This window comes from Mycobacterium interjectum (assembly GCF_900078675.2).
Taxonomy (GTDB): Bacteria; Actinomycetota; Actinomycetes; order Mycobacteriales; family Mycobacteriaceae; genus Mycobacterium; species Mycobacterium interjectum.
This window is the reverse complement of the sequence record NZ_LT546237.1, coordinates 34,486-58,096: the sequence shown is the minus strand read 5'-3', so window position 1 is coordinate 58,096 and position 23,611 is coordinate 34,486. Positions and strand designations below refer to the sequence as shown.

At 69.1% G+C, this 23,611-nt stretch carries 20 protein-coding genes and 7 pseudogenes; 10 read left to right on the top strand and 17 right to left on the bottom strand.

The annotated features are described in order from the left end of the window. Nucleotides 1–179: 179 nt before the first annotated feature. Nucleotides 180–1,361 carry a permease gene (locus tag BN4348_RS34570; protein ID WP_066909377.1) on the top strand — a complete coding sequence of 394 codons (1,182 nt, stop codon included), beginning with the start codon at nt 180–182 and terminating at the stop codon, nt 1,359–1,361. Nucleotides 1,362–1,406: 45 nt separating this feature from the next. Here the strand turns inward: BN4348_RS34570 and coaD are convergent, their stop codons facing one another. From coaD to BN4348_RS34545, 5 genes are all read right to left on the bottom strand, one after another. Beyond that, nucleotides 1,407–1,889, bottom strand: coding sequence for a pantetheine-phosphate adenylyltransferase (gene coaD, locus BN4348_RS34565; RefSeq protein ID WP_066909374.1), 483 nt, complete (start codon nt 1,887–1,889; stop codon nt 1,407–1,409). 23 nt (nt 1,890–1,912) lie between these two features. Further along, nucleotides 1,913–2,467 (bottom strand): 16S rRNA (guanine(966)-N(2))-methyltransferase RsmD, encoded by a 555-nt coding sequence (gene rsmD, locus BN4348_RS34560; RefSeq protein WP_066909371.1) that lies wholly within the window; start codon nt 2,465–2,467, stop codon nt 1,913–1,915. A gap of 10 nt (nt 2,468–2,477) precedes the next feature. After that, nucleotides 2,478–3,116 carry a vitamin K epoxide reductase family protein gene (locus tag BN4348_RS34555; protein WP_066909368.1) on the bottom strand — a complete coding sequence of 213 codons (639 nt, stop codon included), beginning with the start codon at nt 3,114–3,116 and terminating at the stop codon, nt 2,478–2,480. Further along, nucleotides 3,116–3,877 (bottom strand): DsbA family protein, encoded by a 762-nt coding sequence (locus tag BN4348_RS34550; protein WP_066909365.1) that lies wholly within the window; start codon nt 3,875–3,877, stop codon nt 3,116–3,118. Before BN4348_RS34550 ends, BN4348_RS34555 begins: the two co-directional genes overlap by 1 nt. 81 nt (nt 3,878–3,958) lie before the next feature. Then, nucleotides 3,959–5,071, bottom strand: a complete 1,113-nt coding sequence (locus BN4348_RS34545; protein ID WP_066909362.1) for an alpha/beta hydrolase — start codon at nt 5,069–5,071, stop codon at nt 3,959–3,961. A gap of 165 nt (nt 5,072–5,236) precedes the next feature. Between BN4348_RS34545 and BN4348_RS61100 the strand changes: the two are divergent. Both BN4348_RS61100 and BN4348_RS34540 read left to right on the top strand, forming a co-directional pair. After that, nucleotides 5,237–5,410, top strand: a pseudogene (locus tag BN4348_RS61100) (aldo/keto reductase); the annotation flags it as partial. Between the two features lie 2 nt (nt 5,411–5,412). Next, nucleotides 5,413–6,258, top strand: a complete 846-nt coding sequence (locus BN4348_RS34540) for an aldo/keto reductase (RefSeq protein WP_167670492.1) — start codon at nt 5,413–5,415, stop codon at nt 6,256–6,258. A 15-nt stretch (nt 6,259–6,273) separates the two neighbouring features. On the opposite strand, the gene BN4348_RS34535 is transcribed toward BN4348_RS34540, so the two are convergent. The 3 genes and pseudogenes from BN4348_RS34535 to BN4348_RS34525 form a co-directional block, all read right to left on the bottom strand. Next, entirely contained in the window at nt 6,274–6,984 is a 711-nt protein-coding gene (locus tag BN4348_RS34535; protein WP_066909356.1) for an HNH endonuclease family protein, read from the bottom strand. Then, nucleotides 6,981–9,200 carry an ATP-dependent DNA helicase RecG gene (gene recG / locus BN4348_RS34530; RefSeq protein ID WP_066909353.1) on the bottom strand — a complete coding sequence of 740 codons (2,220 nt, stop codon included), beginning with the start codon at nt 9,198–9,200 and terminating at the stop codon, nt 6,981–6,983. Before recG ends, BN4348_RS34535 begins: the two co-directional genes overlap by 4 nt. A gap of 139 nt (nt 9,201–9,339) precedes the next feature. Continuing rightward, nucleotides 9,340–9,690, bottom strand: a pseudogene (locus tag BN4348_RS34525) (DAK2 domain-containing protein); the annotation flags it as partial. A gap of 291 nt (nt 9,691–9,981) precedes the next feature. On the opposite strand from BN4348_RS34525, the gene rpmB reads away from it, so the two are divergent. Next, nucleotides 9,982–10,176 (top strand): 50S ribosomal protein L28, encoded by a 195-nt coding sequence (gene rpmB, locus BN4348_RS34520; RefSeq protein ID WP_007171345.1) that lies wholly within the window; start codon nt 9,982–9,984, stop codon nt 10,174–10,176. 13 nt (nt 10,177–10,189) lie between these two features. Here the strand turns inward: rpmB and BN4348_RS34515 are convergent, their stop codons facing one another. The 3 genes and pseudogenes from BN4348_RS34515 to BN4348_RS34505 all read right to left on the bottom strand — a co-directional run bounded on the left by BN4348_RS34515 (nt 10,190) and on the right by BN4348_RS34505 (nt 12,619). Further along, a complete protein-coding gene (locus tag BN4348_RS34515) occupies nt 10,190–11,347 on the bottom strand; it encodes an SDR family oxidoreductase (protein WP_167670491.1) in 1,158 nt (385 codons plus the stop codon). 5 nt (nt 11,348–11,352) lie between these two features. Further along, nucleotides 11,353–11,724: pseudogene (locus BN4348_RS34510) on the bottom strand (SDR family NAD(P)-dependent oxidoreductase); the annotation flags it as partial. Further along, complete coding sequence (locus tag BN4348_RS34505; protein WP_066909347.1) at nt 11,717–12,619, bottom strand: SDR family NAD(P)-dependent oxidoreductase; 903 nt, start codon at nt 12,617–12,619, stop codon at nt 11,717–11,719. The gene BN4348_RS34505 and the pseudogene BN4348_RS34510, both read right to left, overlap by 8 nt. Before the next feature lie 61 nt (nt 12,620–12,680). Here BN4348_RS34505 and BN4348_RS34500 point away from each other — a divergent pair, with 61 nt between their 5' ends. From BN4348_RS34500 to BN4348_RS34485, 4 genes are read left to right on the top strand one after another with little or no spacing between them, the layout of a single operon-like run. Next, nucleotides 12,681–13,124, top strand: coding sequence for a nuclear transport factor 2 family protein (locus tag BN4348_RS34500; RefSeq protein ID WP_066909414.1), 444 nt, complete (start codon nt 12,681–12,683; stop codon nt 13,122–13,124). A gap of 31 nt (nt 13,125–13,155) precedes the next feature. Further along, a complete protein-coding gene (locus BN4348_RS34495; RefSeq protein ID WP_066909417.1) occupies nt 13,156–14,310 on the top strand; it encodes a sulfotransferase family protein in 1,155 nt (384 codons plus the stop codon). A 10-nt stretch (nt 14,311–14,320) separates the two neighbouring features. Further along, nucleotides 14,321–15,565 carry a hypothetical protein gene (locus tag BN4348_RS34490; RefSeq protein WP_066909344.1) on the top strand — a complete coding sequence of 415 codons (1,245 nt, stop codon included), beginning with the start codon at nt 14,321–14,323 and terminating at the stop codon, nt 15,563–15,565. A 1-nt stretch (nt 15,566) separates the two neighbouring features. Further along, on the top strand, nt 15,567–16,394 hold the full coding sequence (locus BN4348_RS34485; protein ID WP_066909343.1) for an oxidoreductase: 828 nt from the start codon (nt 15,567–15,569) through the stop codon (nt 16,392–16,394). On the opposite strand, the pseudogene BN4348_RS34480 reads toward BN4348_RS34485, so the two are convergent. The 6 genes and pseudogenes from BN4348_RS34480 to BN4348_RS34455 form a co-directional block, all read right to left on the bottom strand. Beyond that, nucleotides 16,378–17,022 (bottom strand): annotated as a pseudogene (locus BN4348_RS34480) (zinc-binding dehydrogenase); the annotation flags it as partial. The gene BN4348_RS34485 and the pseudogene BN4348_RS34480 sit on opposite strands and share 17 nt — an antisense overlap. A 122-nt stretch (nt 17,023–17,144) precedes the next feature. Continuing rightward, the gene (locus tag BN4348_RS34475; protein WP_066909341.1) at nt 17,145–17,828 is read right to left on the bottom strand and encodes a uracil-DNA glycosylase; all 684 of its coding nucleotides are present in this window, start codon (nt 17,826–17,828) and stop codon (nt 17,145–17,147) included. Then, nucleotides 17,825–18,114, bottom strand: a pseudogene (locus BN4348_RS34470) (DUF1330 domain-containing protein). Before BN4348_RS34470 ends, BN4348_RS34475 begins: the two are co-directional and overlap by 4 nt. Before the next feature lie 9 nt (nt 18,115–18,123). Beyond that, a pseudogene (locus tag BN4348_RS34465) lies at nt 18,124–18,504 on the bottom strand (thiamine-phosphate kinase); the annotation flags it as partial. 105 nt (nt 18,505–18,609) lie between these two features. Continuing rightward, entirely contained in the window at nt 18,610–19,719 is a 1,110-nt protein-coding gene (locus tag BN4348_RS34460) for a D-alanine--D-alanine ligase family protein (protein WP_066909338.1), read from the bottom strand. A gap of 79 nt (nt 19,720–19,798) precedes the next feature. Further along, a complete protein-coding gene (locus BN4348_RS34455; RefSeq protein WP_066909335.1) occupies nt 19,799–20,809 on the bottom strand; it encodes an NAD(P)H-dependent glycerol-3-phosphate dehydrogenase in 1,011 nt (336 codons plus the stop codon). A gap of 115 nt (nt 20,810–20,924) precedes the next feature. Here BN4348_RS34455 and BN4348_RS34450 point away from each other — a divergent pair. Beyond that, nucleotides 20,925–21,233, top strand: a pseudogene (locus BN4348_RS34450) (2-phospho-L-lactate guanylyltransferase); the annotation flags it as partial. 128 nt (nt 21,234–21,361) lie between these two features. Next, nucleotides 21,362–23,593 (top strand): RNA degradosome polyphosphate kinase, encoded by a 2,232-nt coding sequence (locus BN4348_RS34445; protein ID WP_066909332.1) that lies wholly within the window; start codon nt 21,362–21,364, stop codon nt 23,591–23,593. The last annotated feature ends 18 nt before the right edge of the window (nt 23,594–23,611 follow it).

Genomic DNA, 23,611 nt, shown 5'->3' with positions numbered 1-23,611 from the left:
CGCCGCGCGGGGTTCGTCAGTCCATATTTTTTTGCCCGGTCCCCGCACCGATTGTGCAGCCATTCTAGGGAGAACGGCGGCCCATGCCCGAAAAACCGCCCCGGGCGCCCTTGACCTATACCCCACGGGGGTATAAGTTGGCTGACGACGCGGCCCGAGCTACCGAAGGGGAGGACTCAATGAGGGCGCTGGCGGCGGTCGGTCATGCCTTGGGGCTGGCGGGGTCGATGACGTGGGAGATCCTGTGGGCGCTGATCCTCGGCTTCGCCTTGTCCGCGGTGGTGCAGGCCGTGGTGCGGCGCTCGACGATCGCGTCCCTGCTGGGCGACGACCGGCCGCGCACGCTGGCGGTGGCGGCCGGGCTGGGCGCGGCCTCGTCGTCGTGCTCGTACGCCGCGGTCGCCCTGGCGCGCTCGCTGTTCCGCAAAGGCGCCAACTTCACCGCCGCGATGGCGTTCGAGATCGGTTCCACCAACCTCGTGGTGGAGTTGGGCATCATCCTGGCCCTGCTGATGGGCTGGCAGTTCACCGCCGCGGAATTCGTCGGCGGCCCGCTGATGATCGTGGTGCTCGCCGTCCTGTTCCGGCTGTTCGTGCGGTCCCGGCTCGTCGACGCCGCCCGCGAGCAGGCCGAGCGGGGCATCGCCGGCTCCATGGAAGGCCATGCCGCCATGGACATGTCGATCCACAAAGAGGGCTCGTTTTGGCGGCGGCTGCTGTCCCCGCAGGGCTTCACCTCGGTCTCGCACGTGTTCGTCATGGAGTGGTTGGCGATCTTGCGGGACCTCGTCTTGGGCTTGCTGATCGCGGGTGCCATCGCGGCGTGGGTGCCCGAAAGCTTCTGGCGGATCTTCTTTTTGACCGATCACCCGGGCTGGTCGGCGGTGTGGGGTCCGATCGTGGGACCGATCGTGGCGATCGTGTCGTTCGTCTGCTCGATCGGCAACGTGCCGTTGGCCGCGGTGTTGTGGAACGGGGGCATCAGCTTCGGCGGGGTCATCGCCTTCATCTACGCCGACCTGGTGATCCTGCCGATCCTGAACATCTACCGAAAGTACTACGGCACTCCGATGATGCTGACGCTGCTCGGCACCTTCTACGCCGCGATGGTCGCCGCTGGCTACCTGGTCGAATTGCTCTTTGGCACAACGGGTCTCATTCCAAAGCAGCGCACCGCCACGGTGATGGAGGCGTCGATCTCGTGGAACTACACCACCTGGCTCAATATCGCCTTCCTGCTGATCGCGGCGGTACTGATCGCGCGGTTCGTCACCTCGGGCGGGGGCCCGATGCTACGCATGATGGGCGGCTCCCCCGCAGCGACGGAGGGTCACCACGATCGCAGCCATCAATGCGACTGACGGGCCGTAGCGCGCGGTAGAGCGGGTCGCCGCGCCGGCGACGCCTCAGGGGCGGACGGGCAGCTTGTGGCGCAACCGGCGGTTCACCGGTTCGGGCAGCAGCTCCGACACGTCGCCGCCCAGCAGCGCGACCTCCTTGGCCAGCGAGGAGGACACGAACGAGTAGCGCGGCGTGGTGGCCACGAAAAACGTGTCCACACCGGCGATGTGCTTGTTCATCTGCGCCATCTGCAGCTCGTATTCGAAGTCGGTGCCGGTGCGCAGACCCTTCACGATGGCGGTCATTCCGCGCGACCTGACGAAGTCGACCACCAGACCCTGACCGGACTCCACCCGCAGGTTGGCCAGGTGCGTCGTCGACTCCTCGATCATCGCGATCCGCTCGTCGAGCTCGAACATGCCCTTCTTGGCGGGGTTGACCAGGATCGCCACCACCACCTCGTCGAACTGGGCCGAGGCGCGTTCGAAGACGTCGATGTGGCCCAACGTCACGGGATCAAACGACCCCGGGCAAACCGCGCCGCTCATAGGCGATGACGCTACACGCCTGGCTACGCGTGTTCGGCCAGCTCGAGACGGGTGTCGCCGTATACGCGCTCGGGCCACACGGACCAGCCCGCAGGCCAGCTCAGCGACGCGCCGGCGGCCGGACGCTCCACCGCCGCAACGGTTCCCTCGCGCACCCAGCCGTGTGTGCTCAGAGCGGCCAGCACGGCGCCCAGCTCCGCGGCGTCGACGTCGTAGGGCGGGTCGGCCAGCACCAGGTCCACCGCGGACGAGGTCCCCGCCGCCAGCACCGCGGCCACCGCGCCCCGGCGCAGGGTCGCGCCGGGCAGCCCCAGGGCCTCGATGTTGCGCGCGATGACGGCCGCGGTGCGCGGGTCGGATTCCACGAACACCGCCGAGGCGGCCCCGCGCGACAGGGCCTCCAGCCCCAGCGCGCCCGACCCGGCGTAGAGGTCCAGCACCGCCAGACCGGCCAAGTCCCGGCGCGCGGTGACGATGTTGAAGAGCGATTCGCGCACCCGGTCGGTGGTGGGCCTGGTGCCCCGCGGCGGGACGGTGATGCGCCGGCCCCCGGCCACGCCGCCGATGATCCGGGTCACGCGCCGACGTTCACAACAGCGTGGACCAGTAGTCCCAGAACCGCGCCATGATCAGCAGGAACACCGCGGTGAACCACAGCGCGGCGATCGACCACCGCCACTGGTACAGCACCTGCAGTGAACCGGTTTGCAGCGAGGGCCGAAAGGCGATCGACGCGACCACCACCAGCAGCGAGATGGTGACCGCCCAGACCACCATGCAGTAGGGGCACAACGCCCCGATGCGGTACAGGCTCTGGAAGATCAGCCAGTGCACGAACGCCGAACCGGCCAGCACACCGACCGTCAGGCCAACCCAATACCATTGCGGCAGCGGAACTTTCGCCACGGCCAAGACGCCAGTGACGACCACCACGGCGAAGCCCACCAGCCCGAGCAGCGGATTGGGGAAGCCCAGCACCGACGCCTGCGGGGTGATCATCACCGAGCCGCACGACAGGACCGGGTTGATGTTGCACGACGGCACGTACGACGGGTTGAGCAGGATGTCGATCTTTTCCACGGTCAGCGTCATGGAGGCAACCAGGCCGATCACTCCGGCGATCAGCACCCACCACGCGCTGGGCGCGGGTACGCCCGATCGGGGCGGTGCATCCGGTGTCTCGCCGCCGGCGTCCTCGGCGGGGTGCGTTGACACCGGCGTCGTCATCAGGCCGCGGGAGAGACGGCGGTGTCGATGCCCGGCACGTCGCCCACGATCGACTTGATCTTGCCGACCAGCGCATCGGGCGTCGACGGATCGTAATCCTGGCCGTTGATCTTGATGGTCGGTGTGGCGGTGATGTTCGCTTTCGCGGCCTCCCCGGCCACCCTGGAGACGTACTTGCCGCTGTTGATGCAGTCGGGGACCTTGCCCACGACGCCGTCGACGCGGGCGATCTCGATCAGCCGCGCGTTGTCGGGGAAGCTGGTGCCGCGTTCGTCGGGCTGGATTTCGGTGCTGAACAGTGCGCTGTGGAAACGGCGGAACGCGTCGATGGATTCGTCGGCCACGCACAGGGCCGCCGCGCCGGCCCGCGACGAATAGTTCTGGTTCTTCTGGCTGTCGAGAATCGCCACCATGGAGTAATCGGCCGCGATGGCGCCGATGTCGATGAGCTTGGAAACCGTCGGCCCGAAAGTCCGCTCGAAGTTGCCGCAGGCCGGGCACAGGAAATCCTCGTAGAACGCCACGACGGCCTTGGGATTGCTGGTGCCCGGCTGGTTGACCACCTTGCTCGACGTCACCCGGACCGTGTCGCCCTCCCCCGTGGCGCCGCCCTTCTTGTGATGTGACGTCACGATGTAGAAGACGAGCGCGACCGCGAAGATCACGATGAAGGCGGTGCCGCCGATCTGGACGAGTCGGCCGGATTTGCCGGTGGCGGACTTTACATCGAATTGCGGGGGACGCTTGGGTTTGTCGGCCACAGGTTCGCTGATCCTTCGGTGCGGGCCCGTCCGGCGGTCGGACGGAGGCGCCTCTAGAGTACCGACGTTTCGCCCGACGGCTCAGGCGCGGCTCAGGTGTGCGCGCAGGGCCGAAACCAGCTCGCTCGTGCCCACGGCGCTGTCGCCGCCCAGCGGAAACAGGTTCGCGAAGCCGTGGGTGAGCGACCCCATGTAACGCAGGTCCACCGGGGTTCCGGCGGCCTGCAGCGCCGCCGCGTAGGCCTCGCCCTCGTCGCGCAACGGGTCGAAGCCCCCCACCGCGATCAGCGCCGGCGCCAGCCCCGCCAGGGACTCGGCGAGCAGCGGCGACACCCGCGGGTCGGTCGGGTCGAACGCCTTGAGGTACTGGGCGGTGAACCAGTCCATGTCCCGCCTGGTCAGCAGGAAGCCGCGGGCGAACAGGCTCATGGACCGGGTTTGCGCGGTGAAGTCGGTCCGCGGGTAGATCAGCCACTGCAGCACCGGGGCGGGACCTGCCTCGTCGCGGGCCAGCTGCGCGACCACGGCCGCCAGGTTGCCGCCGGCGCTGTCGCCGCCGACCGCGACCCGCCCGGGGGTCGCGCCGAGCTCACCGGCGTGCTCGTGCGCCCACTTGAAGGCCGCGTGGGCGTCCTCGACGGCGGCCGGGGCGGGGTGCTCCGGGGCCAGCCGGTAGTCGATCGACAACACGTGGATGCCGGCATCACGGCATGTCAGCCGGCACAGCGAGTCGTGGGTGTCCAGGTCGCCGATCACCCAGCCGCCGCCGTGGTAGAAGACCAGCAGGGGCGCGGCGGCCCCGCCGGCGGGACGGTAGTGCCGCGCGCGGATCTCGCCGGCCGGTCCGGGCAGCGAGAGGTCCTGGACCTCGACGTGAATCTGCGGCCCGGGTAGACCCACCAGCGTCTCCCGCATCTGGGCGCGAGACGCGGCCGGTTCGTCGTCGACGACGAGGCCATCGATGCCGACGGCGCGCAGCCCCGACAGCATCAGCTGAAGCGTGGGATCGAGGGTGTTGCCGTCGATGATGACCGAACGGCCGTGGAACAGCACCCGCTTGGCGGCGGTCGGGATCCACGGAATGACCTTGACGCCGGCGGTGGTGACGACGCCCTGCACGCGACTGAGCCAGCGCATCGGTGCGCGTTTGGCGCCGAGATCGAGGTCGGGCGTCCTCGGCAGGCTTCTGGTCATGGCTGCTCCTGCTCCCCCTGAAATTCATCGCCACGCTGAGCGACAGAGCGGGGATACCCACTCCGGCGTGCCGCGCGACCAACTCTACGTCGTCGCGCGTTGGCCGCATTTCGGCCACCGGGTGTGCGGGACGCGGCACGCCCCCGACCAGGCATTGATTAGGCGCACAAGCGGCTGGGTAATATCGTGGTCCCCAAGTCGGTGAACCCCACACGGATTGCGAGCAACTTCGACGTGTTCGATCTCGGATCAGCACCGAAATGCGTCGGCCTCCCGCGCGGCGAGGGAACACGACCCGGTCCGGAGCTACGAACCTTCAATTCACAGGTAGGTGAATGACATTGACTGGCGAGTCGGGCGCCGCCATACCGTCGATAGCTCTTAACGACGAAAACACCGTGCCGGTGCTTGGCCTCGGCGTCGCCGACCTATCGGAGGACGAGGCCGAGCGCGCCGTCGCGGCCGCCCTCGAGATCGGCTGCCGGCTCATCGACACCGCTGCCGCCTACGGCAACGAAGCCGGCGTCGGTCGCGCGATCGCGGCGTCCGGCATCCCGCGCGCGGAGCTGTTCGTCACCACCAAGCTGGCCACCGCGGACCATGGTTTTTCCAAGGCCCCGGTGGCCTGCAGCGCCAGCCTGGAGCGACTCGGCCTCGACTACGTCGACCTCTACCTCATTCATTGGCCGGCGCCGGCCCAGGGCAAATACGTCGACGCGTTCGGCGGCATAATCCAATCCCGCGGGGAAGGCCATGCCCGCTCGATCGGGGTGTCCAACTTCACCGAGGATCAGCTCTCGACGGTCATCGACCTGACCTTCGTCACCCCCGCGGTCAACCAGGTCGAGCTGCACCCGCTGCTCAACCAGGCCGATCTGCGCAAAGCGAACGCGCAGCACAACGTCGTCACGCAGTCCTACACGCCGCTGGTTCTCGGCAAGCTGATGGATAACCCGACGCTGAACTCGGTCGCCGCCGAATACGGCAAGACGCCCGCGCAGGTTCTGCTTCGGTGGAACGTGCAATTGGGCAATTCCGTGATTTTCCGCTCGAGCAAACCCGAGCACATCGCCACCAACCTCGACATCTTCGATTTCGAGTTGGCCGGCGAGCACATGGACGCGATCAACGGTCTCAACGACGGCACCCGGCTGCGCCCGGATCCCGACACGTACGAAGGCCCGTAACGCCGATCGGGCGATTCAGCCCGCCGGGCAGGTGCCCGCCGCCTGCCGCAGCACGCCCGCGGAGGCCTGGTCCACCGGTAACTGGTAACCGCGCAGCACGGTGATGAACTGCATGGCGTACTGACACGCGAACGCGGTGTTCGGCGGCATCCACTGGGCCGGCGGCGAGTCGCCCTTGTCCTGGTTGGCCTGCCCCTCGACGGCCAGCAGGTTGGCCGGGTCGTTGGCGAACCGCAGCCGCTCCGGCGGCGGCCAGGCGTAGGCCCCCATGTCCCAGGCGTAGGCCAGCGGGACGATGTGGTCGATCTGCACCGCCTCGCCGACCTTGGCGCCGCGCGCAAACGCGATCGTGGTGTTGGTGTACGGGTCGTGCAGGGTGCCGGTGGCCACCGCGTCCGGGCAGCGCTTGATCGACACGTAGGTCTTGTCGACGAGGTCGCGGTTGAGGATGTCGTCGCGGGTGTCACACCCGTTGCGCCCCAGCGGTGCGTCGTTGTCGTCGTCCCAGGCGTCGCCGAACGCCGGGCGCCGGTAGTCATAGCGGTGGGCCCGCTCGGGAAGCACCGCGACACCGGCGAGCACGTCGGAGCCGGGTTGCACGGTGGGCACGTCAGCGCGAGCGGCCACCTCGGCGCGCTTGGCGGCCTGGAACCCCAGCGTCTGATAGGCCACCAGCACCGCGAGCACCGCGATCGCCGACAACCACAGCAGCAGCTTTCGACTCATGCCTTGTCCAGGAAGTCGATCCGGTCGGTGTCGGTGAAACGCGCTGCCAACAAGCGTAATTCGGGGTTCGAGGGGTCCCGCTCGTACGCCTCGGCCGCGAACTCGCGGGCGGCTTCGATGTACGTTCCGTGCTCGGCCAGCGACAGCAGGCGCAGGGTGACCGCCCTGCCGGATTGGTTGCGGCCCAGCACATCCCCTTCGCGGCGCTCCTTGAGGTCAAGGTCGGCGAGGGCGAACCCGTCCATGGTCTCGGCGACGGCGCGCAGCCGCCGGCCGGCCTGCGAGTCCGGGGGGACCCAGCTGGCCAGCAGGCACAGGCTCGGATGCTCGCCCCGGCCGATGCGCCCACGCAGCTGGTGCAGCTGGCTGATGCCGAACCGGTCGGCGTCCATCACCATCATGACGGTGGCATTGGGGACGTCGACTCCGACCTCGATGACCGTGGTGCACACCAGCACATCGATTTCACCCGCGCGAAAGGCGTCCATCGCGGCCTCCTTGTCGTCGGCGGAGAGCCGCCCGTGCATAAGCCCCAGCCGCAGGTCCGCCAGCTCCCCCGAGCGCAACCGGTCGAAGAGTCCGACCGCGGTCGCCGAAGGCCGGCGGCCCTCCTCGCTTTTTTCGGTGTCGTCGGTCTCGTCGATCCGGGGCGCCACCACGTACGCCTGGCGGCCCGCGGAGACCTCCTCGATGATGCGGTGCCAGGCACGATCGAGCCAGGTGGGTTTGTCGGCGACGAAGATCACGTTGGTGGCGATCGGCTGGCGTCCGCGCGGGAGTTCGCGCAGCGCCGAGGTCTCCAGGTCGCCGTACACCGTGAGCGCGACGGTGCGCGGTATCGGCGTCGCCGTCATCACCAGCAGGTGCGGCGTGATGCCGGCACGGGCCTTGGCGCGCAATTGATCCCGCTGTTCAACACCGAAGCGATGCTGTTCGTCGACCACCACCATGCCGAGGTTGTGGAAGTCCACCGCGTCCTGCAGCAGCGCGTGGGTACCGATGACGATGCCGGCCTGACCGCCGGCGACCTCGTCGCGGACGTGCTTCTTGTGCGCGGCCGTCATGGAGCCGGTGAGCAGCGCCACCCGGGTCGCGTTTTCCGCTCCGCCCAGCTGGCCCGCCATCGCCAACTCGCCCAGAACGCCGCGGATCGACCGGAGATGTTGTGCGGCAAGCACTTCCGTTGGCGCGAGCAGCGCACACTGATAGCCCGCGTCGACCATCTGCAGCATCGCCAGCACGGCGACGATCGTCTTGCCGGAGCCGACCTCACCCTGCAGCAGGCGGTTCATCGGGCGCGTCGCCGCCAGCCCATCGGAAAGCACGTCGAGCACCTCGCGCTGTCCCGCCGTCAGCTCGAAGGGCAACCGCCGCAACAATTCCGCCTGCAGGCCGTCCGGCCGCGGGGGCGCCGGCGGCCCCGACTCGGACAGCTCGCCGTGCCGGCGGGCGACCAGCGCCCACTGCAGGCCGACGGCCTCGTCGAAGGTCAATCGATCACGCGCCCTTTGCCGTTCGCGCTCGTCCTCGGAGAGATGGATCGCGCGCAGCGCCTCGTCCTCGGGGATCAGGTCGAGCCGCTCACGCAACTCCGGGGGCAGCGGGTCGGGCACCGGATCGAGGACGTCGAGCACTTGGCGCACGGTGGCGAAGATGTTCCAGCTCTGCAGCTTGGCGCTGGCCGGATAGATCGGGAAGAAATGGTGTTGGAATGCGTCCGCGAGCTCCTCGCCGGTGGTGGCATCTGAGGCGTCGGCGATGCTCTTGAGCGATGCGGTCCCGCGGTTCTTCCCGTCGGGCGACTCGACGATGAGGAAGGCGGGGTGCGTCAGCTGCATCTCGTTCCGGAAGAACCCGACCTCCCCGGAAAGCATCACCTTGGTGCCCTTGGTGAGGTCCTTCATGATGTAGTTCGCGTTGAAGAACGTGGCGGTCACCCCACCGCGCCCGGAGCCCAGCGTGATGCGGTGACACATCTTCCTCGGGTTCTTCTTCATCGGAAACGACTTGGTGGCGGCAATCGTGTCGACGAGGGTGATGTGCTCACCGGCCGGGGGCCGCTCCTCGTCGGCGCCCCAGCGGCTCGCCCCCTCGGTGTAGCTGCGCGGGTAGTGGCGCAGCAGGTCGTCGACCGTTTGGATGCCGAAGAATTCGTCCAGGAGGGGCACGATCTTGCCGCCCACGACGTAGTCCAGCCGGTCGGACAGCGACGCCACGGCTACTCGACCCCGATCAGCAGAACGTCGCCGCGGTGGCCGGTGCGGTAGGTCATCAGCTCGGTCCCCGGGTGATGGTCGTGCACGTGGTCCTGCAGGATGTCGCCCACGGCGGTCGCCGCGGCCTCGTCCTCGATGNCGCGTTCATGTGACGCAGCTCACCACCGGACTCGGCCGCCGCGGCCGCGGTGACATCGGCGATCCCGCGCAGGATCTGCGACAAGATCACCCCGGAGTTGCCGCGGGCGCCGTTGAGCGCACCGGAGGACAGGGCGGCCGCCACCCGGGCCACGCAGCCCTCGGCAGCGGCTCCCGCGTTCGCCTCCGCCAACGCGGAACGCATGGTGAACAGCATGTTGGCGCCGGTGTCGGAATCGGCGACCGGAAAAACGTTGAGCCGGTTGATTTCGTCGATGTGGGTGATCAAATCGCTGACGGCGGTGTGGGCCCAGTCCCGCAGGGTCGCGGCGTCCAGCAGCGCGTCCGGCATGCCCAAGCGACCCACCTCCCTCGGAGCCTCCCGCTGCCGGCCCCCGGTGGGCGCCAGCGTAGCCCGGCGGCGACACGTGCGGCGGCCGGCCACGGCGGCGCACCCGCGGCCTTGACTGCACCGGCGCATTGAGCCTAGCCAGCGCGGGCGACAGTCCCGGGCTGCGTCGCCGGGCGGGTGTTGATCGTTTTGGTGGTTGCCCATGTCAGTCGGTATCCTGGGCTGGCCCGAGTCACTGCGGGCCGTCCTGGCCACCTGCCGGACCCTAAGAACACTTGAGGAGCTTGAACAATGGCCGCTGTGTGCGATATCTGCGGGAAAGGCCCCGGCTTCGGCAAGTCGGTGTCGCACTCCCACCGCCGCACCAGCCGCCGGTGGGACCCCAACGTCCAGACCGTGCACGTCGTGACCCGTCCCGGCGGCAACCGGCAGCGGCTGAACGTCTGCACGTCCTGCATCAAGGCCGGCAAGGTCGTCCGCGGCTAAGCGCCCACCGCGCTCACATCACGACGTGGCCGGCATCGACCGGTATCGACACGCCGGTGACGTAGCGAGACCGCGGGCCGACGAGCCACAGCACCGCTTCGGTGACGTCGCGCGCCTCCACCAGCGGCACGTCGGGCAGCAGCGTCTGTGAGACGGCCGGGTTGGGATTCTCGATCATCCGGTTCGCCACGAAGTCGTTGAGAATCATCGGCGTCGCGACCCCGCTGGGGTTCACCGAGTTGACCCGGATCCTGTGTTGCGCGTAGGCGTTCGCCGCCGAGCGCATCAGCCCGACCACGCCGTGCTTGGAGGCGGCGTAGGCGAACATCGCGGCGCTGCCGTCGCCGCCCCGACCGGTCAGGCCCTGCGCCGAACTGACCAGAACGACCGAACCGCCCCTCCCCTTGCGGATGATCGACGGCACCGTGGCCAGCATCGTGTGCCAGACGCCCTTGAGGTTCGTGTCGACGATCGTGGTGAACACCGGTTCGGAGTGGGTGTCGGTGTCGCCCATCGCCACCACCCCGGCGTTGGCGATGACGATGTCGATCTCGCCGAGCTCGTCGATCGCCGCCCGCACCCCGGCTTGCAACTGCGCCAGATCGCGGACGTCGGCGATGACGGGGACGACGTTGCGGCCCGCGTCCCGGACCAGGCGCGCGGTCTTGTCGAGGTCGGCTTCGGTNACGTCGAGCTGCTCGGGGGTCTTTTCCAGCGCCACCACCGCGGCGTCGCCGGCGGCCGTGATCGCCGCGGGCAGCCCCTCGTCGGCGCATTTTTCGATGGCGTCGGCGGCGGCCCGCAACACCGAGACGATGGTCCCCGGGACCTCGGCGCCGCCCATCGACGCGATGACCAGCTCGACGCCGCGCTGCAGCCCGGCCCCGAGAATGGCCGCGTTCATGTGACGCAGCTCACCACCGGACTCGGCCGCCGCGGCCGCGGTGACATCGGCGATCCCGCGCAGGATCTGCGACAAGATCACCCCGGAGTTGCCGCGGGCGCCGTTGAGCGCACCGGAGGACAGGGCGGCCGCCACCCGGGCCACGCAGCCCTCGGCAGCGGCTCCCGCGTTCGCCTCCGCCAACGCGGAACGCATGGTGAACAGCATGTTGGCGCCGGTGTCGGAATCGGCGACCGGAAAAACGTTGAGCCGGTTGATTTCGTCGATGTNGTGTCGACGATCGTGGTGAACACCGGTTCGGAGTGGGTGTCGGTGTCGCCCATCGCCACCACCCCGGCGTTGGCGATGACGATGTCGATCTCGCCGAGCTCGTCGATCGCCGCCCGCACCCCGGCTTGCAACTGCGCCAGATCGCGGACGTCGGCGATGACGGGGACGACGTTGCGGCCCGCGTCCCGGACCAGGCGCGCGGTCTTGTCGAGGTCGGCTTCGGTGGCCAGCGCGTAGGGAATCGCGTCGATGTCGGCGCAGATGTCCACGGCGATGATGTCGGCGCCCTGCTCGGCCAGCGCGACGGCGTGGCTGCGGCCCTGGCCGCGCGCGGCGCCGGTGATGACCGCGACGGTGTCGTCGAGTTCACCCATGACCGGGCACCTCCAGCTTCGTGCCGGTCTCCTGTTCGGCGAACGCGACGAGGCGGGCGGCGGCGTCATAGTCGCAGGCGAGGACCGAGCGGCCGATGAGCACGGGCCCGCCGCGCAGGCCCAGCCTGCCGCTGACACCCACATAGCTGCCGGGCGGCACCGGTTCGCTGATGCAATACAGCGTGGGCGCGGCGCCCTCGTCGATATCGTTCGCCAGCCGGTCGGCGACGATCTTGACCGCCTTGTGCGACAACGACATCAGCGGCGAGTCGGACAGATGCGACAGGTTCGACGCCACCCAGCCGGGGTGGGTGAGGTGGGTGACGACCGGCGATCCCGCGGCGCGAAGCCTGCGGTCCAGCTCGAGCCCCCACAACATCACCGCAAGCTTCGACTGGCCGTAGGCCCCCAGCCTCGTCCACTTGTGCCGGCGCAAATGCAGGTCGTCGAGGTGCAACGCCGCATGCCGGTGGGCGTCGGAGCCCACGTTGATGACCTGCGAACGCACCCGGGGCAGCAACAAGTTGGTCAGCGCGAAAGGCCCGAGCAGGTTGGTGCCCAGCGTCATCTCGAAGCCGTCGACGGTGTCGGTGCGCCGATCGGTAAGGGTGCCGGCGTTGTTGATCAGGATGTCGACCTGCCCGTCGATCAGGTCGGGGAAAGCGCGCACCGAAGACAGGTCGGCGAGGTCGAGCTTCGCCACGGTGGTGTCGCCCCCGATCTCGGCCGCGCGCCGCTCGCCGAGTTCGGTGTTGCGCACGGCCAGAATCACATGGGCGCCGGCCCGGGCGAGAGCGCGCGACGTGCCCAGCCCGACGCCGTTGGTCGCGCCGGTCACGATGACTCGTCTGCCGGTCAGGTCGCCCAGCCGGCTCGGTGTCCATGGTGACGTCACGGCGACCAAGAATAGTGGGGGGTTCTATGTAAATGAGCGCGGGTCTGCCAACATGGTCGGCGTGAGTGACAGCGCGACGGAAATCAGCAACCTGATTTACACCTACGCTGAGCTCCTCGACCGCGGTGACCTGGACGGCGTGGCACGGCTCTTCGAGCACGGCCGCATCTGCGGGATGGAGAACGGTCCACCGGAAACGGTGTTCGCCGGGGCCGCGCGGGTGCGGGAAATGTACGAAATGGCCACTCGCCTCTACGAGGACGGCACCCCGAAGACCAAACACAACACCACCAACGTGCAGCTGCACATTGACGATGCCGAGGGAACCGCCGACAGCACGTCGTACTACTGCGTCACCCAGGCCACCCCCGATTTGCCGCTGCAGGTGATCGTGACCGGGCATTACAAGGACACCTTCCACCGGGTCGACGGCGTCTGGCGCTTCGACAGCCGCACCATGTTCGTCGACCAGGTCGGCGACGTCAGCCAGCACCTGAAGTTCTGACCCGGTGGGACATTTCGACGTCGCGGCCGTCATGGCCGACGCGCAACGCAAGGAAGCGCTGCAGGACTGGGGTCCCGGCGAGTTCGAACGTCCGCTGCGCGTGTTGCTGGCCGACTACGAGCGCGCCGACCTCAACGCGATCGGAATTCACATCCTGCGGTCGGGCATCGTGCACAGCCTGCGGATGCGGCTGCGGGCGCAGGAGTGGATCCGCCGCCACCCGGAGATCCTCGAGGAGCGACTCACCGCGCCGATCGTCGTCGTCGGGATGATGCGCAGCGGCACCACGCTGCTACAGCGACTGCTGGCCGCCGACCCGCGCTTCGTCTGCGCCTACGGCTGGGAGGTGGTCGAGGTCGCCCCGCGGCTGGACCACCAATTCACCGATGTCGACCCGCGCATTGCCATCAGCGAGGCGCGGGAGGCCAAATCGCGCGAACTCGCACCGGAACTGTTCGCCATCCACCCCATGTACGCGCGCGAGGCCGAGGAGGAGATCGTCTTTTTGGCCGACGCCTTCTTGTCGCACGTGCCCGAATCCGGGGCCCACCTTCCGCATTACCGGGCCTGGCTCGACGAACAGGACTTCTCCGCGGCCTACGACCACCTGCACCGCATGCTGCAATTCCTGCAGTGGCAGAAGCGGCAGCGACATTCTGGCGAGGGCCGGCCGCCGCAGCGCTGGGTGCTCAAGTCACCGGCGCACCTGGGTTACCTGGACCTGCTGCGGGCGCGGTTCGGCGATCTGCACATCGTCCACATGCATCGCGACCCTCGCGCCACGATCGCTTCGGGGGCCAGCCTGAATGCCACCCTGCACGCGATGCACGCCGACGCCGTCGACCTGCCGCGGGTCGGCGCGCAGTGGCTGGAGCGGATGGGCTGGACCAATGACCGGGCGATGGCGGCTCGGGACGGCTGGACCGACCAGGCTGCCCTGGTCACCGACATCGGGTTCGACGAGGCGGTGGCCGATCCGATCGGGCAGGTGGCCCGCGTCTACGACGCCGTCGGCCTGCCGCTCACCGCGCAGGCCGAGGACGCGATGCGACGCTGGCTGGGCGAGCGTCCCCGCGAGCCGCCGCGCCCGCCGTACCGGCTGACGGACTTCGGCCTGCGCCCGGACCAGGTCGACGAGCGATTCGCATTGTACGACAAGCGTTTTCGACAGCACATCGGACATTGAGGAGCAGTTGATGGTTGACGACCCCGTCTCGACCGCGTCGCAACGCGAACAGGAGCTGGCCGCCCTCGACCTGATCGAGCACCCCACCGTCAAGGCCGCCTACGCGTCCGTGGCCGATACCTGGCTGGGCCGCGCCAAGGCGTCCGACGCGATGCGCGAGCGGTTCGACGACGCGTTCGCCGAGGTGATGTTCTCCGCGGCGGTCTGGTCGTCCAACCAGGACAAGCTGCGGCCCAAAGTCAGCTGCATCACCAGGCTGGCGCATCCCGTGGACGGCCGCCGCATCCCCGGATCACGGTGGGGCATCGACAATCCCGACAGCGTGTACCGGGTGATCCCGATCTCCGGCGACGAACGCTACGAGATCCACGGCCGGGTCGGCGAGCACCGCATGACCGAGAATTACTTCACGCTGTGGGACGCGCACATGGGCACCGTCGACGTGCTCAACGGCCGCACCATGCAGGTCGACGCCGACGGCAGCTTCACCATCACCGTCGACTCCGGGCCCGCCGACGGGCGGCCCAACCACGTGCGGACCACCCCCGAGGCGCACGAGTTCTACATCCGCGACGTGCTGCTGGACTGGGCCCGCGACGACCCCAATCATCTTGAGGTGCAACGGCTCGGCGGTGCACCGGTGACGCCGGCGCGCACGCTCGACGAGCAGGCCGAGGCGACGGCGGCGATGATGGCGTATTTCGCCGACTTCACCGGAAAGCTCAGCCACGGCGTGTACAAGATGCCGGCCAACCATTTCAACCTGGCGTGGTCGGCCGACAAGGCCGGCGCGATGCGCAACCAGGTCTACGTCATGGGCCGCTTCGACCTCGCCGAAGACGAGGCGTTCGTGGTCGACCTCAACGACGGTGGCGCCGAATACTTCACCGTGCCGCTGAGCAACATCTGGGGCACCACGCTGGACATCGTCGACCGCACCGGCAGCCTCAACAAGGCGCAGTCGGTCGCCAACGACGACGGCACCTACACCTACGTGATCTGCCCGGCCGACCCCGGCGTGGCGAACTGGATCGACTCCGACGGGCTGGCCGAGGGCATCCTGACCTTGCGCATGGCGGAGTTCGGCGAAACCGGTCCGCGCGAAGACCTCGGCGCCCGCGGGCGCGTTGTCAAGCTGGACCGGCTCGACACCGAGGTGCCCCACCTGCCGCGGGTGAGCCCGTCGCAGCGGGCGGCCCAACTCGCCGACCGGCGTGCTGCCTACCTGCGGCGCCTGCCGGAAGGGACGGCCTGAGATGGCGCGCTGGCTGATCACCGGATGTTCCACCGGCTTCGGCCGCGAGATCGCCCGCGCCGCACTGGAAGCCGGCCACAGCGTGGTGGTGACCGCGCGACGGGCGGAAGCGGTGCAGGATTTGGCCGCCGAGTTCGGGGGGCGCGCCGTGGCCGTCGCGCTCGACGTGACGGACGCCGGTCAGATCGCGGCCGCGGTGTCGGCGGCCTACGACGCATTCGGCGGCATCGACGTCCTGGTCAACAACGCCGGTCACGGCTACCTGTCAGCGGTGGAAGAGGGCGAGGACGCCGAGGTTCGAAAGCTGTTCGACGTCAACTACTTCGGTGCGGTCGACATGATCAAGGCCGTGCTGCCGGCGATGCGCGCCCGCGGATCCGGGCACATCATCAACATGTCGTCGATGACCGGTCTGGTGGCCAACCCGCCCAACGCCTACTACTCGTCGACGAAGTTCGCACTGGAAGCGATCACCGAGGCGCTGGCCACCGAGGTGCGGCCACTGGGCATCAAGGTGACCGCCATCGAGCCGGGCGCCTTCCGCACCGACTGGGCGACGCGGTCGATGAAGGAGTCGGCCGCCCCGATCGCCGACTACTCCGACGTGGCCGCGCGCAAAGACCTGATCAAGCAGTTCGCCGATCACCTACCGGGCGACCCGCGCAAGGTCGCCGAGGCCGTGCTCATGGTCACCGAGCTCGACGATCCACCGCTGCGGCTGCTGTTGGGCCGCGACGTGCTCAAGGCGATGCGCGACAAGATCGCCGCGACGTCGGCGTCGATCGAGGAATGGAAGTCCGTCACCAAGGACGTCAACTTCCCCGGTTAGCGTCCCGCACGACGATCACGGTCTTGCCCGGCCGCCGGCCGGGCCGCCGACCGCTTTCGAACGCCTCCCGTCCCCGGTCGAGGGGAAAGGTCCGCGCGATCTGCACCCGCAACCGGCCGTCGTCGACGAGAGCGGCCAGTTCGGCGAGCTGATCCCGATTGGGCCTGACGACGAAGAAGGTGGCGGTCACGCCGCGTTCGTCGGCCTTCCCCGCCGGGGGTGGCGCGGACAGCGTGACCAGCCGTCCCCCTGGGCGCAGCACGCCGAACNGGTCCGCGGTCAGCGCCGCGCTGGACACATCGATCCCCACGCCCGACGCCTCGGCGACGTGCCGCAGGTCGGCAACCAGACCGTCGGAGACGTCGATCATCGCCTGCGCCCCCGCCGCCGCGGCCGCCGCCCCCTGCCCGTAGGGTGGTTGCGGCACCAGGTGCCGGCGCCGCAGCTCATCGAAGCCACCAATACCCTTGTCCCACAACGCGTATCCGGCCGCGGAGCGGCCCAGTTCGCCGGCGACAGCGAGCACCGAACCGGCCTTCGCGCCCGACCGCAACACCGGCGCTCGACCGTCGAGGTCACCCAGCACCGTCACCGACAACACCCACTGGGGTCCGCTGACCAAGTCGCCNATGGCGGCCGCGTGTACCTCGATCAAGACCTCGCCGGCGGCGGGGAACGGGACGGGCGCCCGCTCGACGACCAGCGCCTCGGGGCCGCCCCGGTGGTGCGCGCGCAGGGCCGTCATCTCGGTCACGGCAGCTTCCAATCGATCGGATCGGCACCGAGTCCGGCGAGCAGTTCGTTGGCGCGGCTGAACGGCCGCGAACCGAAGAACCCGCGGGACGCCGACAGCGGCGACGGGTGCGGGGACTCGATGGCCACGCAATTACCTTCGGCCAGAATGGGTTTGAGCGTTGAAGCGTCACGGCCCCACAGAATGGCCACCAACGGCCGCGACCGCGCGACCAGCGCGCGGATTGCGCACTCGGTGACCGCTTCCCAGCCCTTGCCCCGGTGCGACGCCGGGTTGCTGGGGCGCACCGTCAGCACCCTGTTCAACAGCATCACCCCGCGCTGCGCCCACGGTGTCAGGTCGCCGCACGAGGGCGGCGGATAGCCGAGATCGGACGCGTACTCGCCGAAGATGTTTTCCAGGCTGCGCGGCAGCGGACGCACGTCCGGGGCCACCGAGAAGCTGAGGCCCACGGCGTGCCCGGGCGTCGGGTAGGGATCTTGCCCGACGATCAAAACGCGGACGCCGTCGAACGGGAAGGTGAAGGCTCGCAGCACGTTCGGCCCCGCGGGCAGGTACTTGCGTCCGGCCGCGATCTCCTCACGCAGGAACTGCCCCATCGCCGTCACCCGGTCCGCGACCGGCTCGAGTGCCGTCGCCCAACCCGGCTCGACGAGTTCGCTCAACGGGCGCGCGGTCATCCGAGTCCCTGCACCAGCAGCACCACCGTGTCGGCGCCCGCCCGCCGGTCTGCGGAGATTTCCCGATACTCGGGCGATTGCACCAATTCCCGAAATGCCGCCTCGTCGGGAAACGACATCAGGACCACCTTCTCGCGGTCCCACGCCCCCTCGACGACCTCGGGCGATTCGTCGGCGGCCAGCAGCGTTCCCCGGTGCAGCCGGAAGACGTCGATGAACCTCGCTGGTACCGGTCGTAGGCGGCCCGATCGGTGAACCTCAGCTGGGCGATCGCGTAGACGGTCACGGCGTCACACTAATACGACTGCCACCCCGCGTAGCCGCTCCACTCCGCGCCGTCGACGAGCACGCGGGCCGGCCCGTCGAGCACCGTGCCGACGACGCGCCACCCTGCCGGCGCGGGACCGGCGAAACACGCCGCCAGGGCGTGGTCCTCGCCGCCCCCCAGCACCCACGCCAAAGGGTCGGCGCCGACCGCGATCGCGGCCGCGATCACCGCCTCGCGGTCCGCGGTCAGCGCCGCGCTGGACACATCGATCCCCACGCCCGACGCCTCGGCGACGTGCCGCAGGTCGGCAACCAGACCGTCGGAGACGTCGATCATCGCCTGCGCCCCCGCCGCCGCGGCCGCCGCCCCCTGCCCGTAGGGTGGTTGCGGCACCAGGTGCCGGCGNGTCCGATGGCGGCGACCCGCCACGCCCGGCCATGCCGCGCTTGCGATCGCCGCTAACCCGATGGCGGCGACCCGCCACGCCCGGCCATGCCGCGCTTGCGATCGCCGCTAGCGCAGGCCCACGCCGCGAGCCAACGCCGTCTGCACCATGGTCGCCAGCAGGGTGGGATAGTCGACGCCGCTGGCCGCCCACATCCTCGGGAACATCGAGATGGTGGTGAACCCCGGCATCGTGTTGATCTCGTTGATGATGGGGCCGTCCTCGGTCAAAAAGAAGTCGACCCGGGCCAGACCCTGACAATCGATGGCCTGGAACGCCCGAATCGCCAACTGGCGCACCGCATCAGCGACGTCGTCGTCGACCTTCGCGGGCACGTCCAGTTCGGCCGCGTCGTCGAGGTATTTCGTCGCGAAGTCATAGAAGGAGTCCTCGCGCCCCCGCACCCCGACCACCCGGATCTCGCCCAACGTGCTGGCTTCGACTGTGCCGTCCGGCATTTCGAGGACGCCGCACTCGAGCTCGCGACCGTTGATCGCCGCCTCGACGATCACCTTCGGATCATGCCGTCGCGCATGGGCCACCGCCGCGGCCAGCTCGTCCCAGCTCGCAACCCGGCTGACCCCGATCGAGGAACCGCCCCGCGCGGGTTTGACGAACACCGGCAAGCCGAGCCGCTCGCGCTCCTCGAGATTCAGGTCCGATCGCGGGGGCCGCAGCACCGCGTGCGGACCGACCGGAAGTCCCTCGGCGACAAGGAGCTTCTTGGTGAATTCCTTGTCCATCCCCGCGGCGCTGGCCAGCACGCCGGCACCGACGTACGGCACACCGGCGAGTTCGAGCAGGCCCTGGATGGTGCCGTCCTCGCCGTAGGGGCCGTGCAGCACCGGGAACACCACGTCGACCGACGCCAGGACATCACTCGCGCCGGGCTTTAGCGACACCAGTTGACCGCCGCGCCGCGGGTCGGCCGGCAGGGCCAGCTCGGTGCCCGATTCGGCGGTCACCTCGGGCAGCCGCCGGTTGCTGATCGCCAACGCGTCCGGGTCCCCGTCGGTGAGCACCCACGAGCCCTCCGGCGTGATGCCGACGGCGACCACCTCGAAGCGCCGCGGGTCGAGATTGCGCAGGATGCTGCCCGCCGACACGCAGGAGATGGCGTGCTCGCTGCTGCGCCCGCCGAAGACGACGGCGACGCGCACGCGCTCGCTGGGACTCACAACCTTCAGAGGCTACCGGGTGCGGCGCCTGCGGGTCGGGCGCCGGGCCGCTAGCTGCGGTTTCGGTGGCCGGGGCGCCTCATTCGGGCTTGGTGCTGCGACCCAGGAGCAGCGCCATCGCCTCGTCCACCGACAACCCCTTGTGGCATACCCGGTGCACAGCGTCGGTGAGCGGCATCTCGACGTCGTAACTGGATGCCAACGCGAGCACCGCCTCGCACGACGTCACCCCCTCGACGACGTGCCCGTGTCCCGCCTGTGTGGCCGACTCCATGGTCTCGCCACGGCCCAGGCGTTCGCCGAAGGACCGGTTGCGCGAATGCGGCGAGGTGCAGGTGGCGACCAGATCACCCACGCCCGCCAGCCCCGCCAGCGTCGCGCCCTTGGCGCCGAGGGCGATTCCGAGCCGCATGATCTCCGCCAATCCCCGGGTGATGATCGCCGCCGCGGTGTTCTCGCCGAGCCCGACGCCGGCCGCCATCCCGCAGGCGAGCGCGATGACGTTCTTGCACGCCCCGCCGATCTCGGTGCCGACCACGTCGCTGTTGGTATAGGGACGGAAGTACCCACTGTTGAGCATGCGCTGCACCGCGACCGCCCGGCCGGAGTCGCTGCACGCCACGACCGTCGCGGTGGGCTGGCACTCGGCGATCTCGCTGGCCAGGTTCGGCCCCGAGATGACCGCCACCTGCGCCGGGTCCACGCCGGTCACCGAAATGATCACCTGGCTCATGCGCATCAGCGTGCCCAGCTCGATGCCCTTGGCGAGGCTGACCAGGGTCGCGCCGTCGGCCACCAGCGGCGCCCAGCGCTCGAGGTTGCCGCGCATCGTCTGCGCCGGTACTCCGAGCAGCACCGTCGTCACGCCGGCCAGGGCGTCACCGGCGTCCGCGGTGGCACGGATGCGAGGCGGCAACGGGGTGCCGGGCAAATAGTCGGGGTTGTACCGGGTGGCGTTGATCTCGTCGGCGACCTCGGATCGCCGGGCCCACAGCACAACCTCCTGCCCGGCGTCGGCCAGCACCTTGGCCAGCGCCGTGCCCCAGGCGCCGGCGCCCATCACCGCAATGGCGCCCTCTGAACCGGCCATCTGCCATCCCCGTCTGTCCGTGTCGTCCTGTCGGTGTCGTCCCGTCCGCATCGGCACTGTGCCGTCACGCTACCGTGGCGCCCGGCCGCCACCGTCGCGCTGGCAGGATGGCCCCATGAGCGGCACACGGCCCGACGGTGCGGGCGACGGCGCCGGCGACGTGGCGTTGATCATCGCCGTCAAGCGGCTGGCCGCCGCCAAGACCCGGCTGGCACCGGTGTTCTCGGCGCGGACCCGGGAGCGGGTGGTGCTGGCCATGCTGATCGACACGCTGACCGCCGCGTCCGGCGTCGCCGCGCTGGGCTCGATCACCGTCATCACGCCCGACGACGCCGCGGCCGCCGCCGCCGCCGAGTTGGGCGCCGGTGTGCTGGCCGATCCGACGCCCGAGGGCAATGGCGACCCGCTCAACAGCGCGATCGCCNCGCCCGCCGACCTGACGGCCGCCCGCCGCCTCGGGGTCGGGTCCGCGACGGCGCGGGCCGTCGCGCAGCACTGATCCGGGCCCGCGACGCAAACCTGTACGACCGGTGAACTGCGCGCCAACGGCCGATGGATGTCCGTCGGGCGCTAGCCGCACCAGCGGGAATGAGCAATGATCGCAGGGTGACCGAAATCGAAGCCGAGGCGCGCCTCGAAGAATCCGCGTGGCAAACCAACGACTCGACCGTGGGCGCACCGCCCGCCGCAACCCCGGCCGCGATCGATGACGTGTTGCCGGAGGACCGTTACCTCAATCGCGAGCTGAGCTGGCTGGATTTCAACGCGCGCGTGCTGGCGCTGGCGGACGACAATTCTCTGCCCTTGCTGGAACGCGCGAAGTTCTTGGCGATCTTCGCTTCCAATCTCGACGAGTTCTACATGGTTCGGGTGGCCGGCCTCAAGCGCCGCGACGAGATGGGGCTGTCCGTGCGCTCGGCCGACGGCCTGACGCCGCGCGAGCAACTGGCCCTCATCGGCGAGCACACGCAGCGGATCGCGACCCGGCACGCCCGCGTGTTCCTCGATTCGGTGGAGCCGGCGCTGGCCGCCGAAGGCATCCACATCGTCACGTGGGCCGATCTGGATACCGATGAGCGCGACGAACTGTCGACGTACTTCAACGAGCAGGTCTTCCCGGTCCTGACGCCGTTGGCCGTCGACCCCGCCCACCCCTTCCCCTTCGTCAGCGGGTTGAGTTTGAACCTGGCGGTCATGGTCCGCCAGCCCGAGGACGGCGGCCAGCACTTCGCCCGCGTCAAGGTGCCCAACAACGTCGATCGCTTCGTCGAACTCCAGACCCGCGGCGATGCGGAGGGTGGCGCCGACGGGCCGGCCATAATCCGCTACCTGCCAATGGAAGAGCTGATCGCGGCCTTCCTGCCGGTGCTCTTCCCGGGCATGGAGATCGTGCAGCATCACGCGTTCCGCATCACCCGCAACGCCGATTACGAGGTCGAAGAGGACCGCGACGAAGACCTGCTGCAAGCGCTGGAGCGAGAGCTGGCGCGCCGCCGGTTCGGTTCGCCGGTCCGACTCGAGATCGCCGACGACATGACCGAGAGCATGCTGGAGTTGCTCCTTCGCGAACTCGACGTGAATCCCGGTGACGTCATCGAGGTGCCCGGACTTCTCGATCTGTCGTCGCTGTGGCAGGTCTACGGACTGGACCGGCCGGCACTGAAAGACCCGGCGTTCGTTCCGTCCACCAGCCCCGCCTTCGTCGACCGCGAAACACCGCGGAGCATCTTCGCGACGCTGCGCGAAGGCGATGTGCTGCTTCATCATCCGTACGAGTCGTTCTCCACCAGCGTGCAGCGATTCATCGAGCAGGCCGCCGCCGATCCCAACGTGCTGGCGATCAAGCAGACGCTGTACCGCACCTCCGGCGACTCCCCGATCGTGCGCGCGCTCATCAACGCCGCCGAGGCCGGAAAGCAAGTGGTGGCAATGGTGGAGATCAAGGCGCGCTTCGACGAGCAGGCCAACATCCGCTGGGCGCGCGAGCTGGAGCAGGCGGGCGTACACGTGGTTTACGGGTACGTCGGGCTCAAGACGCACTGCAAGACCTGCCTGGTGGTGCGCCGCGAGGGCCCAACGATCCGGCGGTACTGCCACATCGGGACCGGCAACTACAACGGCAAAACGGCGCGGCTGTACGAGGACGTCGGCCTGCTCACCGTCTCCCCCGAAATCGGGGCCGACCTGACGGACTTGTTCAATTCGCTGACCGGCTACTCGCGGAAGGTGTCCTACCGCAACCTGTTGGTGGCCCCGCACAGCATCCGCACCGGCATCATCGAGCGCGTCGAGCGCGAGATCGCCGCCCACCGCGAAAGCGGTGGGGGGCGGATCCGGATGAAGATGAACGCTCTGGTCGACGAGCAGGTCATCGACGCGCTGTACCGCGCGTCCCGCGCCGGCGTGCGCGTGGAGATCGTGGTGCGCGGCATCTGCGCGTTGCGCCCGGGCGCGGAAGGGTTTTCGGAGAACATCTCGGTCCGGTCGATCCTCGGCCGATTCCTGGAGCATTCGCGGATCATGCATTTCGGCCGCATCAACGAGTTCTGGATCGGCAGCGCCGACATGATGCACCGCAATCTCGACCGACGCGTCGAGGCGCTGGTTCAGGTCAAGGATCCCAGGCTCACCGCGTACCTGGACGACTTGTTCGAGTCCGCGCTGAACCCGTCCACCCGGTGCTGGGAGCTCGGCGCCGACGGGCAGTGGATCGCGTCGCCGCGGGAGGGTCACACGGTGCGCGACCATCAGGAATCGCTGATGGAGCTGCATCGGAGCGCCTGAGGACTGTGGTAGCTTTCC

Bases quoted from the DNA above. Each gene is read 5' to 3' on its own strand.
- BN4348_RS34570 (WP_066909377.1), top strand. From the start codon at position 180: ATGAGGGCGCTGGCGGCGGTCGGTCATGCCTTGGGGCTGGCGGGGTCG.
- coaD (WP_066909374.1), bottom strand. From the start codon at position 1,889: ATGAGCGGCGCGGTTTGCCCGGGGTCGTTTGATCCCGTGACGTTGGGC.
- BN4348_RS34555 (WP_066909368.1), bottom strand. From the start codon at position 3,116: ATGACGACGCCGGTGTCAACGCACCCCGCCGAGGACGCCGGCGGCGAG.
- BN4348_RS34545 (WP_066909362.1), bottom strand. From the start codon at position 5,071: ATGACCAGAAGCCTGCCGAGGACGCCCGACCTCGATCTCGGCGCCAAA.
- BN4348_RS34535 (WP_066909356.1), bottom strand. From the start codon at position 6,984: ATGAGTCGAAAGCTGCTGCTGTGGTTGTCGGCGATCGCGGTGCTCGCG.
- rpmB (WP_007171345.1), top strand. From the start codon at position 9,982: ATGGCCGCTGTGTGCGATATCTGCGGGAAAGGCCCCGGCTTCGGCAAG.
- BN4348_RS34495 (WP_066909417.1), top strand. From the start codon at position 13,156: ATGGCCGACGCGCAACGCAAGGAAGCGCTGCAGGACTGGGGTCCCGGC.
- BN4348_RS34490 (WP_066909344.1), top strand. From the start codon at position 14,321: ATGGTTGACGACCCCGTCTCGACCGCGTCGCAACGCGAACAGGAGCTG.
- BN4348_RS34485 (WP_066909343.1), top strand. From the start codon at position 15,567: ATGGCGCGCTGGCTGATCACCGGATGTTCCACCGGCTTCGGCCGCGAG.
- BN4348_RS34475 (WP_066909341.1), bottom strand. From the start codon at position 17,828: ATGACCGCGCGCCCGTTGAGCGAACTCGTCGAGCCGGGTTGGGCGACG.
- BN4348_RS34455 (WP_066909335.1), bottom strand. From the start codon at position 20,809: ATGGCCGGTTCAGAGGGCGCCATTGCGGTGATGGGCGCCGGCGCCTGG.
- BN4348_RS34445 (WP_066909332.1), top strand. From the start codon at position 21,362: ATGGATGTCCGTCGGGCGCTAGCCGCACCAGCGGGAATGAGCAATGAT.